The 14,459-nt window shown below is 45.5% G+C and carries 11 protein-coding genes; 3 read left to right on the forward strand and 8 right to left on the reverse strand.

Annotation, left to right across the window (positions count from 1 at the left end; all coding sequences use genetic code 11):
• Positions 1-3: 3 nt before the first annotated feature.
• The 3 genes from QFZ78_RS16330 to QFZ78_RS16340 all read right to left on the reverse strand — a co-directional run bounded on the left by QFZ78_RS16330 (position 4) and on the right by QFZ78_RS16340 (position 4,433).
• Positions 4-1,386 carry an MATE family efflux transporter gene (locus QFZ78_RS16330; protein ID WP_307549089.1) on the reverse strand — a complete coding sequence of 461 codons (1,383 nt, stop codon included), beginning with the start codon at positions 1,384-1,386 and terminating at the stop codon, positions 4-6.
• Between the two features lie 13 nt (positions 1,387-1,399).
• Complete coding sequence (locus QFZ78_RS16335; RefSeq protein WP_307549090.1) at positions 1,400-2,785, reverse strand: family 4 glycosyl hydrolase; 1,386 nt, start codon at positions 2,783-2,785, stop codon at positions 1,400-1,402.
• Positions 2,786-3,128: 343 nt separating this feature from the next.
• Positions 3,129-4,433: a sn-glycerol-1-phosphate dehydrogenase gene (locus tag QFZ78_RS16340; RefSeq protein ID WP_307549092.1), complete on the reverse strand. Its 1,305-nt coding sequence runs from the start codon at positions 4,431-4,433 to the stop codon at positions 3,129-3,131.
• Between the two features lie 120 nt (positions 4,434-4,553).
• Between QFZ78_RS16340 and QFZ78_RS16345 the strand changes: the two genes are divergently transcribed.
• Entirely contained in the window at positions 4,554-5,300 is a 747-nt protein-coding gene (locus QFZ78_RS16345) for a DUF2161 domain-containing phosphodiesterase (protein WP_307549093.1), read from the forward strand.
• Here the strand turns inward: QFZ78_RS16345 and QFZ78_RS16350 are convergent.
• From QFZ78_RS16350 to QFZ78_RS16370, 5 genes are all read right to left on the reverse strand, one after another.
• Entirely contained in the window at positions 5,297-6,247 is a 951-nt protein-coding gene (locus QFZ78_RS16350) for an NAD(P)/FAD-dependent oxidoreductase (protein ID WP_307549094.1), read from the reverse strand. The two genes, QFZ78_RS16345 and QFZ78_RS16350, sit on opposite strands and share 4 nt — an antisense overlap.
• A 69-nt stretch (positions 6,248-6,316) precedes the next feature.
• Positions 6,317-7,549 (reverse strand): MFS transporter, encoded by a 1,233-nt coding sequence (locus QFZ78_RS16355; protein WP_307549095.1) that lies wholly within the window; start codon positions 7,547-7,549, stop codon positions 6,317-6,319.
• Between the two features lie 101 nt (positions 7,550-7,650).
• Positions 7,651-8,970 carry an ABC transporter substrate-binding protein gene (locus tag QFZ78_RS16360; protein WP_307549097.1) on the reverse strand — a complete coding sequence of 440 codons (1,320 nt, stop codon included), beginning with the start codon at positions 8,968-8,970 and terminating at the stop codon, positions 7,651-7,653.
• A 162-nt stretch (positions 8,971-9,132) separates the two neighbouring features.
• On the reverse strand, positions 9,133-9,969 hold the full coding sequence (locus QFZ78_RS16365) for a carbohydrate ABC transporter permease (protein ID WP_307549099.1): 837 nt from the start codon (positions 9,967-9,969) through the stop codon (positions 9,133-9,135).
• Positions 9,969-10,853 (reverse strand): carbohydrate ABC transporter permease, encoded by an 885-nt coding sequence (locus QFZ78_RS16370; protein WP_307549101.1) that lies wholly within the window; start codon positions 10,851-10,853, stop codon positions 9,969-9,971. Before QFZ78_RS16370 ends, QFZ78_RS16365 begins: the two co-directional genes overlap by 1 nt.
• Before the next feature lie 157 nt (positions 10,854-11,010).
• Here QFZ78_RS16370 and QFZ78_RS16375 point away from each other — a divergent pair, with 157 nt between their 5' ends.
• Both QFZ78_RS16375 and QFZ78_RS16380 read left to right on the forward strand, forming a co-directional pair.
• Positions 11,011-12,831, forward strand: coding sequence for a sensor histidine kinase (locus QFZ78_RS16375; protein ID WP_307549103.1), 1,821 nt, complete (start codon positions 11,011-11,013; stop codon positions 12,829-12,831).
• Positions 12,828-14,456: a response regulator gene (locus QFZ78_RS16380; RefSeq protein ID WP_307549104.1), complete on the forward strand. Its 1,629-nt coding sequence runs from the start codon at positions 12,828-12,830 to the stop codon at positions 14,454-14,456. The genes QFZ78_RS16375 and QFZ78_RS16380 overlap by 4 nt, the downstream gene beginning before the upstream one ends.
• Positions 14,457-14,459 lie beyond the last annotated feature (3 nt).

Raw genomic sequence — 14,459 nt, forward strand, 5'->3', positions numbered from 1 at the left:
GTATTAAACCTTTAGATGCTTCCATGCCCCGCGTTTAAACCTAAAATAAATCAAATTAGATCTGAGAAATTGATCACAAGCAACAGCACTCCATAATCCGACCATACCCCAATGAAAGACGTAAACAAATAAATAACTAAGTACAACCCTGATTCCCCACACGCCAATGAATGTTGAATATAAGGGATATCGGGTATCACCTGCTCCTCTTAACGCTCCTCCAAGAACAAACTGAGAAATTTGAGAGACCTGGATAAAACCTACGATCCGAAGGGCCCATGCCCCTTCACGGATAATCGTCTCGTCATTCGTATACAGCATAAGGATATGGGGAGCGAGCAAGATGAAAAGCGCTCCCATAGAACCCGCCACGAACATGCCGTATTTTCTGACCTGCCACACATATCGTTCGGCAAGATCGGGTTTGCTTACGCCAAGAGTTTGCCCAACTAGCGTAGAGGCTGCGATAGCAAAAGCAGCTCCCGGCATAAACGAGATCCCGATAATACTCGTTACAATTTGTGATGCCGCGACGGCAACGGTCCCGAGTCCAGCACAGATTTTCACAAATGTCATAATCCCTAAACGCATAATAAGCTGCTCAAGACTGCTCGGTATCCCTATCTTCAACATGCGTCTGATCATAGCCTTATCCAATCGGCTTATATCCGACCAGCCGATACGGACTGCAAATCTTCCGCTGAACATGACGGCCATAAAGCAAATCATAGCCCCGGTCTGAACCACTAAGGTTGCTATTGCCGCCCCCGTAATACCCATTTGCAGAAAATCGAGGTGACCGTAAATCAACACGAATCCGAGAATAACATTGATGCATCCTGACAGCACGTTGATTTTCATCGGAGTCCGTGTGTCCCCCGCTCCTCGCAGAATTGCGGATAAAGCAGACGAGATAGAGGAGAAGCCAATGGAGAAAAACATTAATTTTGCATATGGCAAACCATATTGAACAACCTCAGCGCTGGCTCCCATCAAACGGAGCATGCTCTCTGCAAAGATGACTCCAAGCGCAACAATAAGGACAGATAGGACGGTACCGAGCAGAAGCGACTGCCCTGCGGCCAGATTCGCGTCCCCCATCTTCCCCGCTCCGGTGGAACGGGCGACGATGACTGTCGTACCCGTATTGAGCGCTGCAAAAAGGACGGTCAGTAATAAATAAGGTTGGCTTGTTAAGCCCACAGCTGCCACGGCAATGGCTCCAAGGTGTCCGACCAGGATCATCATCACCATTTGGGTCATATTCATGAGCAGCATTTCCGTCAAAGATGGTCCTGCCAGCTTGAAAATCATCCGCCTAACGGCCTTATCATCCTGCGGATCAATCGAGGCGGATTCGCTGAATAACTCTAACCCTGCACTCATGGCCGGCCCGCCATCAGATGTTCCATCCTGGCAAATAAGCTTTCGTATTTTGCAGCATCTGCTCGAACAATACCTCGGCATCGAGGATATCGATATTTACAAGCGGATCGTTCATAAACGCCTTGAATGCTAAGTCTTTGTCCTTTTGGAGCGCAGCCTTCAAAATAAGCTCCTGATTCATCGTATGTTGCAAGACCAGATTACCCACTTCCATCGGAAGCTCTCCCGCATAGACTGGACGCAAACTGTTCGCTGAGAACACAGCATTCGTTTCTACTACCGCTCCCAGAGGAATTCCTTTCATTTGTCCAACGTTGGGAACGTTAATATTGGTAATAAATTGTTCAAGCCCGATTAGACCTTTTAACTGTCTAACCTCTTCTTCTCCAGATGCCTTGAGCGGCAGTTTCTCCTCGCCACTAAGCAGTTTACCGTAAAAAAGTTCCGTTGCTGCATGCTTTTCAACTCGGCTTTGTACCGTCGTTAAGCCAAACTTCCATGAGCGAACCGTCTCCGGATCTTTCAAGTACCAAGGAGGCATAAATTCCGCCAAGTGGCGATCACCTGCCGCTGCAATGACGCCATAGCGCCGAAACAAATCAAACTTCACGCGGTTTGCGGCTGTATATGTATTCGTGACCCAGGCATCTTTGTTGTGCTCAAATCCGGATTCAAAATATGTATCAACAAACTTTCGATACATCGGAAGTAAATCCATATTTTGATACGTCGCTTGATCGATCCAAGTAAAATGATTAATGCCCAGCACATTCACTTTGACTTGATCCCGATGCACACCTTCAATACCTTCCATATCGCGCAGCATACGAATCAAAAGACCTTGCACACCAAAAATTTCATGGCAGCAGCCTAGTGCTTTCATTTTTGGAAACACTTCAAAAAGCGTCCGAGTACAGAGCGTCATTGGATTCGTGTAATTGAATACCCAAGCATCCGGTGAAAAGCGTTCAATCGCTTGTGCTATTTCCACATACATGGGAATGGTGCGCAGAGCTCTGACGAGGCCCCCAGGTCCAGTCGTATCGCCAACGGCTTGATAGATGCCGTATTTTTCCGGTTCATGCACATCGGATTCCATCTCCCGGAATGTACCGGGAAGGATCGAGATAAACACAAAATCGCATCCGCTAAGCGCCTCTTGGAGCGTCGGATACGCCTTGTAAGTCCATCTGGATTTCGTCTCCGCATAATCGGAAACCGAATTACCCAGCTTTTCATTATTTTTGGCCTTGCCGTAATCAAGATCGTACAAACGAATGGTGCCTGACAATTGACCATCAAGCGCCAGATCGGCAATCAGATTTTTCGCCCAATACATCGAGCCTCCACCAATATAAGCGATTTGGATATCGCTGACTTTCTCATTAGCAAATTTCATGTAGCCCCTCCTTCGTGTCTTCGAACCGTCTTGCATACGCTACCAGTATAGAAAACAATTCCACATTGCGGGATGGCAAAAATTAAGTCAGGTTGTGGTTTTTTACACTTTTACACGCGAAGGGTGGATATATCCGGAAAGGCTATAGTTCGGCAGGGTAGTATCCAAGTTCTATACTTGTTAATAACAGCACGAGAGTCCATTTCATTGGATTTACTCCAATAGATTTGCAATTTCGTTCTGAGACCCCGATCGGATTACCAGAAGGTTTATAAAAAAAGACTGCCCCTCAAGTAGGTAGATCTATCTACTTGAGGGACAGCCTTATATAAAGATAAAGCGTCTATAGCAGACGCTGTAAACGTAGGATCGTGAATCGGTTGCGCACGAAAAGCGCATCCTGCAGAGACGCCTCCACCAGCTCCGGCTCCACTCCGAGCTGCTCCGGTGTCACCGGTCCCTGCACGGCCTCGAGCCAAGCGATGAGCTGCGCTGGGGCAGGGACCGCCCGGACGATGGCTTGCACATCGCCCCACTTCTCCGCGATGCGCGCCTTCAGCGCCTGCGCATCAACAACCGTGCCATTCGCCGGGAAATTTTCGGCGATGACCATCTCGGCCATGTCCCCATAGACCTGCCGGATGCGCCCCGCATCCGTAAGTTCACTGGGGACATGGCCTTGCGCTAACCGCGCAGAGGCCGCGTCGGCCGTGAGCCCCTGCAGCGCCTGATAGCGCTGCGCCATGAGCACGGTCGCGACGCCGACCTTCGCGCCGTGCAGCAGCGCCCGACGGCGCTGCTGCAGAAGCACCATCTCCCAGTAGTGGGAGAGATGGTGCTCAGCCCCAGAGGCCGGCCGCGAGTGGCCGATCATGAGCATGGAAAGGCCTGATAGGATCAGGCCTTCCATCAACCGGAGCAAGCCGAGATCAGTGCGCTGCGCAATCTCGTCCAAATGAGCCGTGCAGAGCTCCATGGCCTCCAGCGTCAACCGAGCGCTCAGCTCGCAATAGTGCTCGCCGAGGAGCACACGGCCAAGCGACCAGTCGGCCAGCGACGTGTGCTTGCCGAGCATATCGCCGAGGCCGGCCGCGATCATCGCCTGCGGCGCTTTCGCCAGCACCGCGAGGTCGGCGAAGATCGCCTCCGGCGCGCAGGCCGGGATCGTCTGCTTGAAGCCGCGGATGATAAGCGGCGCGCCCACTGACGCGAAGCCGTCCACCGACGGTGCCGTCGGCACAGACAAGAACGGCCGCTTCGTGCGATGCGCCACGAAGCGCACGATGTCGTGCACGGTGCCCGCGCCCACGGCCAGCAGAACCTTCGATGAAAGCGGCGTGTCCAGCATCACCTGGACAATCGCTTCTTCATCGGCCGACACTTCCCCCATCGCGTTCTCACGAATCACGCTGATGCTCACCTTCACCTGCGCGGCTTCCAGCAGATCGCGCAGCTTCTCTCCAGCCGCTTGATACGTCCTCCCGTCCGCGACAAGCGTCACTTCCTCGTAGCCGGCTTCTTTCACATACCCGGCTACCTGCTTAAGCGCATCCCGTTCTATAACAATCCGCTGAATCGGCACTTCGTGCCGCAAACCGCAAATGCAATCTATACGCTTTCCTAGCCAGGCATCTAAAATTTCACTCATCTCTACCATCTCCCAACATGTACGTACAAGTGATTCTTCCCCTATTCTAGCAAAAGCTATGCTATAATGGAACACATTCTGGCTGCAATTATTGTAACTAGAGAGGAGATCATTAACCTCATGCCTATCCAAACAGAAACGGAGCTTTACGCCCCGATTAAACAATATTTCGAGCAGCGAGGATACACTGTTCGCGCCGAGGTTAAGCATTGCGACTTAGTTGCCATTCGCGGTGATGAGCCGCCTATCGTTGTCGAATTGAAAAAAAGCTTCAATATCCCGCTCCTCGTACAAGGCATCGATCGTCTGCGGCTGACGGATCAGGTTTATGTCGCTTTCGAGCTTCCCAATAAAGGACGAGCTCCGCATCGACTGCAATGGGAAGAGATTCGACGTTTATGCCGCATGCTTGGCCTAGGGGTACTGACCGTTCAATTTTTCAAACGCAAACAGCCCGCAGTGGATCTCGTCTGCGAGCCTACTCCCTATCAATTACGCCCGAATAAGCGGGCTGCCTTGAAAGTCGTAAATGAATTTCATGAACGCAGTGGGGACTACAACGTTGGAGGCAGCTCAAAACAGAAGCTCATGACTGCCTATCGCGAAAAATCGCTGCATTGCGCATACTTGCTGCAACAGCATGGACCCCTCAGCCCGCGTCTTCTGCGTGATTTTACTTCCAACAAAGCCGTAAGCTCCCTGCTTCAAAAAAACTACTACCGCTGGTTCGTACGCCAAAGCCGTGGCATTTATCATATCACCCCACTTGGGGAGCAAGCGTTAGCGGAGTATGCCCATGTATTAGCTGCTTTTCCTAGGGCGGAGACGTCCGACTCGTCTACTATCCTATCTACTTTAAACCCTTAAGAGCGAACAACAACGCGATGTATGTTCGCCTCTTCCTTCAACATCAGCAGTGCTTTGTTCATCCAAATCGCCGCCTGCGCCCCTTCGCCCATGGCAATCGTCACTTGCTCCGCATGAACACCCACGTCCCCAGCTGCCCAGACGAATGGCACACTCGTCATTTTACTGCGGGGATCCGTTACAATGTGGCGATTCTCCATTCGCTCTGCGCCTAACTGCCTGGCCAAATCCGATTTCACTTCATTCCCACCGAAGGCTATAAACCCGCGCTCCGCACCGATTCGCTCCCCATTTGCCAAAACAACACCGCGAAATAACCCATTCGTTTCAGCCATCACCTCTTGAATATCTTCCGCTACATAGGTGATTCTCTTTTCCTTCAGCTTTGCTAATAGCTCGCTCTTCACAGCTTTCTGCTCATGATTCACATAGGTCAGCTTGTCCGTACGCGTACTAAGCGTCAGGGCCATTCCCGCTCCAGAATCACCAGATCCCATCACAATGGTCTGTTTGTTCTTAATCTCATAGCCATCGCAATCTGGACAGACGTAAATAGTCAGACCTAGACAGCTTTTCAGATTGGGCAGCTCGGGAATACGGTCCAGAAGTCCTGTAGCCAAAAGTAAAGTTGGGGCTTCATATCCCTTACCCGACTTCCCCCATAGCTCAAATCCATCCCCAGGTTTACCTTTGTTTACAGCTTGAACAACTTCATCTTTAGCGAAAGTTACACCCAGCTTCTCTGCTTGAAGCCTCCCTAATCGGCGAAGCTCTTCGCCCGATACACCATCTGGCCACCCCAAAAGATTATGATAGCTTTTACAAAGAGTAGACCGGCCATAACCGGCATCTATCACAAGCACACGATACTCATATCTCCCTAATTGAATTGCCGCTTGAAGTCCAGCAATACCTCCGCCAACAATCATGCTGTCATACTGTTCCATAACCGCACGTCCTCTTCTCCTGTCATCTACTTCCTAGGATATCCGAGTTAACACGCTTTCATGCTCATCTCATTGATTCTTAATCGACCATACAAGGGCAATTTGTGACATGGCTGCTATCATTAAAATCCATGGAATCCAGCCCCCATCCAAATCACTGCCAAATGAGATTAGACAGGTAATTGAAATCACACGTCCAACATTTAAGAAAAATTCCCGAACAACGACACTTTCTACTTTCAATTGGCCTTTAAGCGGCAGCTTCGCAATGAGGCCATAGTAATAGCCTGTCATTGTATTCCCTTGTAGCGGGGCGAAAATAGAGTGCAAAATCATGAAACTTACAACGGTCCATACATTAACATTCCCTAATAGAAAAGATACACCAATGAGGTAGCCGAGTGTTGATATGGCTAAATAAAGACGAGCTTTACTAGCGTTTGCGTATTTAGATATAAAAATGCCCATTACGATCGAAAGACTTGAGTATAATACACCTAGGTAGCCTACAATATCTTCACGCGGCATCACTTTGAAAAGTAGAATATTCGGTAAGAAAAGCATCGTCCCTTGGAGCAAACCCATTCCCAAAAATCCAAACAACGCTTTCAACCAGTCACGTTCTTTCTTCATAATAAGACCAGTAAACTTCAAATAATAAACTTTATGATGTCCACCTGCAGCTTTAATTTTCAATGAAATCAGCGCCGCTAGTAAGAACATACAGAACGCAATGGAGAAGACGATCGTATAACCGCTAAGTCCTTCTTTTAAACGGATAATAAAACCGGCAAGTGCCGGCCCCGCTAAGGTTGCTGCTGTGAAAAAAATCATATTAAATGCAAGATATCGAATCCGGTTCTGTTCGTTAGATACATCATACATCAGAGTTAAATAACCCACCCAATAAAAAGCACCTGCAAGTCCATTAAAAATGGCAAATAGTATATAATATTCGACCAGTGTCTCTTGGGCTAGAATGACGCTCAAATAAAAAAGACCTATGAGCATGATACCTAGACGATACGATACCATTCGGTCTTTCTTCTTAATCATGAGACCGCCAAGTGCAAAACCAATCGGTGTTAAGATGAAAACGATCATGCTGTATGTACCATTTACTACGACACTATGCGTTAACCGCCATAAGTATAAGTTTAAGAATACGCCCGACATGGAAGCGCCAAACTGAAAAATAGAATGAATAATTAATGAAATTACGGCCTCACGAGACAATTGCTTCTCACGCGGAAGTGAATTTCCTCTGCTATGCAGCCAAGACCTGATTCTTATTATCATCATAGACCTCCAGTCTCCTTTATTGTAACAGCCTATTCCCTTTCTGTTAAACAGCAAAAAGCCTCAGCATTGGCGCTGAGGCTTTATTACCACCCATTATTGAGTTACTTCTTAAGGCTATCCCATGTTTTCTGGAATTCCTCAAGCATTTGATCCTTCGTATACTTCTTCGCTACATAACCTTGCATAATATCGCCGAATTTTTTACTGGAAGCTTCGCCGCCCGGGAATTTAAACCAGTTCCAGCTAAGTGTTTTTCCAGCTTTGCTGTAAGCGATAATGTCAGCTGCCAAAGGTCCTAGAACTTTCTCATCAGCAGGAATGGATTTGAATGCTGGAATGAATTTGAACTCTTCCGTAATGTATTTCTTACCTACATCAGAGCTTACCATCCAGTTCAAGAATTTCTTCGCTTCGTCTTTCACAGCAGAGTTTTTGTTGATAACCCAGTTGTTTGGTACACCAACGAACAATTTATCATTCGCTGCAGCGTCATCGCTGATTGGCATTGGCAAGAAGCCAATTTTGATGTTCGGGTTCGTTTTCGTGATTTGGACTTGTGTCCAGTTACCTTGTTGGGTCATTGCCGCTTTACCAGTAGCAAAATCAGTTACTTGCGTATTGTAATCCGTTTGAAGCGGATTTTTGTTACCATATTTCAATTGTAGATCAAATAGTTTTACCCATTGGTTAAATACTTCGTTACCCGGAATTTTAGCAGTTCCTTTGTTCAAACCGTCGATGAAAGCATTTGGATCCTTCTGGTAAGCAAACGGAAGGTTTACGAAGTGGTTACCTAGAACCCACCACTCGCCATAGCCAGTTTCAAAAGGTGTAATTCCTTTTGCTTGAAGCTTCTTAGCTGCATCTTCCAATTGTGTGAGTGTTTTTGGCAATTCGGTAATGCCGGCTTGTGTAAACAAGTCTTTATTGTATTGGAAACCATAACCTTCAAGGTTAAGCGGTTGTCCATATAGTTTACCGTTTTTCGTCATTGGCTCTTTAGCCACGTCTACAAGATCATTGACCCATGGTTGATCGGAAAGATCTTCCAGGTTTTCGATCCATTTGTCAAGATCCGTGAAACCACCGTTGTTGAAAATATCCGGTTTGTCGCCGGAGTTGAACTTCGCAAGCAATGCAGCGCCGTAGTCAGCTCCGCCGCCTACAGTGTCCACTTGAATTTTAACGTTAGGATTTAGCTTTTGGTATTCTGCAATCATTTTTCCTAGTTGATCAGCAATTTCCACCTTGAATTGGAACATTTTAATCGTAACTTGTTTACCGCCTGCAGCAGGTGTTGCTGTTGCTGCTCCACCCGTCGTTGCAGGTGGAGTTGGCGCTGTTTCTTTCTTCGCGCAGCCAACGGCAACTAAAGATAGTGAAAGTACAGCCGCCATACTGATCATTGTTAATTTTTTCATTTAGGTAAAGCCTCCCTTTTAAGTTTCAATCAGACTTACCCTGATAACGTTTCGGTTGCTCGTCATCAGCTTACATGGTTTATTGTAAACACTTACTTAAACCCTTAACACAGAGGATATTGAACATAAAGGTGGAAGATTTTGAACTTATTTGTAAAACTGTTAACCTTTTACCGACCCTGCCGTAATGCCTTCTACAATATGTTTCTGCATAGCCAAGAAGAAAATAACGATCGGCAGGACGCCAAGTGTTAGACCAGCCAAGGCTAAATCCCATTGCTTCGTATATTGACCAAAGAAAGAAAACGTTGCTAAAGGTATTGTTCTCAGCTCAGGACTATTTAACACGAGTGAAGGAAGCAAATAATCATTCCATATCCATAAACTGTTTAAGATAATGACTGTTGTAGACATCGGCTTTAACAGCGGGAAAACAATTCGCCAAAATACCCCGTACGGCGAGCAGCCATCCACAGTCGCTGACTCTTCAATCTCAAGCGGAATGGATTTAATAAAACCATGAAACAAGAAAACGTTCAGTGAAACACCGAATCCAAAGTAACAAATAATCAATCCGAACTTACTATCCATAAGTCCAACCTGACTTGCAACACGCACAAGCGGAATCATGATGGATTGAAACGGAATAACCATGGCAGCAACGAAGGCTATAAAAACAAGATTATTGAATTTACTTGATTTGCGCACCATTCGATAAGCGGCCATGGAACTAATCAATACAAGCCCCACATTACTGAGCACTGTAATAATTAAAGAGTTCATAAACGCACTTGGGAACTTCATGATTTTCCATACTTTCGTATAGTTATCAAGATATAAGCTTGACGGAAGCTTCGCTGTGCTGGCCGCCAGCTCCGGAAATGTCTTAAGGGAGTTGACGATGACAAAGTAGAAAGGGACTAGAAATAAGAGACCAATCAAGATGCCAAGCACCTCGAGTGTGAATAATCGTCCAGAGTATTTTTTGACAGATTCCATTACACTTCAACCTCCTTGCGTTTCGTATACATGACTTGGATGGTCGAAATAATGGCCACTACAACGAAGAATACTAACGCTTTTGCTGTACCTAAACCATAGTTGTTATTCCGGAATGCTTCTTGATAAATATTAATGGAAACTGATTCTGTTGAGTTGAACGGTCCACCTTTGGTCAAGGAGAAGTTCAAGTCAAACATCTTGAAGTTCCATGAAATAGTGAGGAACAAACATACGGTAACAGCCGGCATGATGAGTGGAATGATAATGTTCTTAAGCACTTGTAAACGTGAAGCACCATCAATATAAGCCGCTTCAACCATATCTTTGGGCACATTCGAAAGCGCCGCAATATAAATGATCATTAAGTAGCCGGAGCCTTGCCAAATACTAACGATGGCGATCGCCCAAAAAGCTGTTGGAGCATCACCTAACCAAGGTAATTGAAAAAAACTTAGATTCGTTAATTCGCCTAACGTCCCGAACCCTTTGACGAAAATAAACTGCCAAATGAAACCAAGCAGTAATCCCCCAATAACGTTCGGCATGAAGAAAATAGTACGCAGTACATTTCTGGTTTTCAGTGCCTGTGTGAGCAAGAGTGCCAAAAGAAACCCGACAAGATTCGTGAGAATGACATCCGTCACGGTTATTCTTGTTGTAAACCAGAATGCGTTGCGATAGTCTGTGTCGTGAAACAGAAGGTGCTTGAAATTGTCTAGACCGTTGAATTTCACGGTTGTTGTCACACCATTCCACTCAGTAAATGAATAATAAATACTCATGAGAAAAGGAATGACAACAATGAGTGCGAAAAAGATCAACGCTGGTCCGATAAACACCCATTGTTGTATATATCCTGCTAACCCTTTGCTCTCTTTCATGGGAATTTCCCCCTTACGATTATATAACTATACCTTAAGTATAAAGCCCTTGTTCTTGGCAAAACACAGATTATCGTGATGCATTAGGTGGAATTTGTTGACCTCTCCTGCTACAATGTAGGGTGAAAAGTCTAAAAAGAAACCGAGTTGATGTACCTTGTTTCGTCATAGTATACGCAATAAATTAATCCTTTTTCTGCTCATTGCGACCTTAGTTCCATTCACTACATCCATTGTTGTTTCTTATATATTCACCAAGGAGAAAGTCACAGAAGACACAATTACGAATAATTCGGCCCTGTTATCTCAAGCAAAAATGAATTTGTTGAACTACTTAAATGGTGTTGTCCAGGCATCCACTACGATTTATACAGGTCAGTATTCATCTGTTGGTTATCTTTACGATATTCTGCAAACCGAGCGAGAAATCGACTACATGAGTGATAAGGTTATCAAAAGCGGACTTCAGGTCATGTCCCACTCGGTTAAAGAGATCAAACAAATTTATCTTTACGCCTCCGTTAGCGACCGTTCTTATTTAGCGAGCAGCGACATTCAAGGAAGCACGATCGGTAAATATGAATCTCTTCGGCAGTTCCCCGAGAACAAAACCGTTTATTTTGAAACCACTCATGAAAGCCATAATTACAATATTGCACTTAATGTGTATTCTGCTCCAACCCCTGTCCTATCTATGCATCGTAAAATTATGTACTCTCCAAGTAACATCTCGATTGGTGAGCTGATCATTGATCTTCAGCTGAATCTAGTCTCTGAAATATCTCAAAGCTTATTCACCCATGACCAAGAAGAACTTTATATCCTGGATGATAAGGGGTTCATCGTGTTCGGTCCTGATGTTTCTAAATGGGGACAACCTCTTGAAGCAAGCTGGGGGAATGAGGCGATTTATAGTGATCTCCAAAAAGGTTCCTATGAATGGAAAAACGGCGCTTATGCGGGGATAAATATTTATGAAAAAATGAAAACTGACTATGTTAACTGGACGATCGTGAAGCGGCTTCCCTATGAGCAATTAACGAAAAGTGCCCGACAGTTAACTTTAATTAATTCTTTGATCCTTACTCTGTTTATGTTGATTGTCATTGCCGGAACCATTTATATCAGCATTAAATTTACAGAGCCTATCAAACAATTAATTCGTTATATCACACGCATACAGGCGGGACAAGTTCAGTTAGGCCAATTGAATGCCGATATCGAGCTCACTCGAACGGATGAAATGGGTATTCTCGCCAATCGATTCCATGGCCTGATGCAAGATTTAAATCAAATGGTCATGCGCGAATACCGCTTAGAGCTTGCAAACAAATCGAATCAGCTCATGGCACTCCAAGCCCAGATCAATCCGCATTTTCTGAATAACGCACTGCAATCTATTGGTACATTAGCTTTACAGCACGAGGCTCCAAAGATTTACGCCTTAATTTCGTATCTGGCTAAAATGATGCATTACAGTATGAACACCAACGAATCGGTTGTTCCTTTGCGTAAGGAAATTGAGCATATTAAAGCTTATCTCGAGCTGCAAAAACAGCGATTCGAGCATCAATTTGAAATCATTTACGACATCGATGAAAGCACAAAAGCAATCTCTGTACCCAAGATGATCCTTCAACCGCTTGTGGAAAATTATTTTAAGCATGGTTTTAAACCAAGTGAAACCACAGGCTTATTACGTATTCAGGCAACGATGCCTACAGATCGTGAGGATGAATATTTAAAGCTCATTATTGAGGATAATGGGATTGGTATAACGGAGGAGCGGTTGCGCGAGGTAAAAACCCTGCTGATTACCCCTTCCATAACCGATGCAGCTTATATTGGACTTAGTAATGTGCTAACCCGAGTACAGCTCTATTTTACCGATGATGCAACTCTTGATATTGAACATGTACAACCACAAGGTCTTAGGATTGTCATTCACATTCCTATGAAAAGGGAGCAAACGGAATGAAAGTATTACTTGTCGATGATGAAAAGCATGTGCGCGACGCCATCCGTCTGCTAGTCAACTGGAAACAGTATGGCATAGTAACCATTCTGGAGGCCCAAGATGGTGAATCGGCCATTGATATGGTGAGCACCCATCATCCTGAGATTATCATGACGGATATGATGATGCCCATTATGAATGGCGTAAAATTGCTCGAGTGGCTGCATACGCATGCTCCTGACTCGAAGACGATCGTCATTAGCGGCCATGACGACTTCTCTCTGCTTCGCCATACGTTAAAGTATGGGGGAACAGACTATATATTGAAGCCCATTGATCCCGAGCAGTTAAATGAAGCGTTAGATAAAGCCATTCAAGCTTGGAATAAAGATGAGGAGCTTCGTCATACCAATCGAGAGCTGAATATCGAAATGAACCAAATTAAGCCCATGTACTGGGATAAGCTGCTATCGAACTTAATTGCCGAACCTTCCGCTTATGATCAAGCGGCTGAGCAGCTAGAGAAAGAGCTTCATTTATCTCGGACAACGCGAGAATGTCGTGTCGCTATTTTATCTTTAGATACGATGGAACGCAGTGTGAAGAACAAATTCAGTCATAATCTGGATTTACTGCTCTTCTCGCTGATTAACATATGTAATGAATTCCTCGTTAACGATCAGCGCGGTTATGCATTCCGCCATTGGAACAGCGATAACGAAATTGTATTGCTTTTATGGAAGGATCAATCTGGCTCTGAGGCATTTCTAGCTAAAATCAATGAGGGTATACGCACCGCGCTTCATACCCGCGTTGACTTCGGTATCGGAAGCTCTCGCTCCTTCCCCACAGATCTGGCTTTATCCTATCAGGAAGCCCGTGATGCCCTTAAACAGCGAAACCTCAAATCCAAGGAAACATGGATTCATAGTACATCGAAGACAGCTAAAACGGTTCAGCCTACGCTTAATTTCAGCAAGTATGAGGAACGGATTCAACTCGCTATTCGCAGTGGCAGCCTTGACCAAATTCAAGAAACGGTTCAAGAATGGATGGACGCCGTCAAACTGAGCGAAGCCATTACACTCGAACAGCTCGACCATTGGTGGCGGGAGTACAGGGTGATGAAGCGCCGTTGGGTGCAGCAATTTTTCTCTAACATTAGTGAAGATCAGGTCAAACAGCTGCTCCTTGATGAGCCTTCCAGTTTGATTGTTCCGCTGGATGAGCATGGGATCCTTTCCCTCTCACTGTGGCAGCAGGAACTCACTCGGAGTATTGTTCACCTGTCGAAGCTGCTCCTCGAGAGTCAACAGAAGGACAAAAGCGTTATTTTTGAAATCGCCGAGTTCCTTGAGAAGCACTATCACGAAGATGTCTCGCTTCAGGATATCGCTAATCGATTCTACCTCAGCCGCGAGTACATTTCACGGAAATTCAAACAAGAGTTCGAGGTAAACCTTTCTGACTATTTAGGTCAAATTCGCATGAGTAAAGCAAAGGTCTTGCTGCGCAATCCACATCTTCGGATTTCACAAGTAGCGGAAATGGTCGGTTACCAGGACGAGAAATATTTCAGCAAAGTTTTCAAAAAACTAGAGGGACTCACCCCAAATGAATATCGAAAAACAGCGAATTCTATCTAAAAT

This window comes from Paenibacillus sp. V4I5 (assembly GCF_030817255.1).
Taxonomy (GTDB): domain Bacteria; phylum Bacillota; class Bacilli; order Paenibacillales; family NBRC-103111; genus Paenibacillus_E.

Bases quoted from the DNA above. Each gene is read 5' to 3' on its own strand.
- QFZ78_RS16330 (WP_307549089.1), bottom strand. From the start codon at position 1,386: ATGAGTGCAGGGTTAGAGTTATTCAGCGAATCCGCCTCGATTGATCCG.
- QFZ78_RS16335 (WP_307549090.1), bottom strand. From the start codon at position 2,785: ATGAAATTTGCTAATGAGAAAGTCAGCGATATCCAAATCGCTTATATT.
- QFZ78_RS16340 (WP_307549092.1), bottom strand. From the start codon at position 4,433: ATGAGTGAAATTTTAGATGCCTGGCTAGGAAAGCGTATAGATTGCATT.
- QFZ78_RS16345 (WP_307549093.1), top strand. From the start codon at position 4,554: ATGCCTATCCAAACAGAAACGGAGCTTTACGCCCCGATTAAACAATAT.
- QFZ78_RS16350 (WP_307549094.1), bottom strand. From the start codon at position 6,247: ATGGAACAGTATGACAGCATGATTGTTGGCGGAGGTATTGCTGGACTT.
- QFZ78_RS16355 (WP_307549095.1), bottom strand. From the start codon at position 7,549: ATGATGATAATAAGAATCAGGTCTTGGCTGCATAGCAGAGGAAATTCA.
- QFZ78_RS16360 (WP_307549097.1), bottom strand. From the start codon at position 8,970: ATGAAAAAATTAACAATGATCAGTATGGCGGCTGTACTTTCACTATCT.
- QFZ78_RS16365 (WP_307549099.1), bottom strand. From the start codon at position 9,969: ATGGAATCTGTCAAAAAATACTCTGGACGATTATTCACACTCGAGGTG.
- QFZ78_RS16370 (WP_307549101.1), bottom strand. From the start codon at position 10,853: ATGAAAGAGAGCAAAGGGTTAGCAGGATATATACAACAATGGGTGTTT.
- QFZ78_RS16380 (WP_307549104.1), top strand. From the start codon at position 12,828: ATGAAAGTATTACTTGTCGATGATGAAAAGCATGTGCGCGACGCCATC.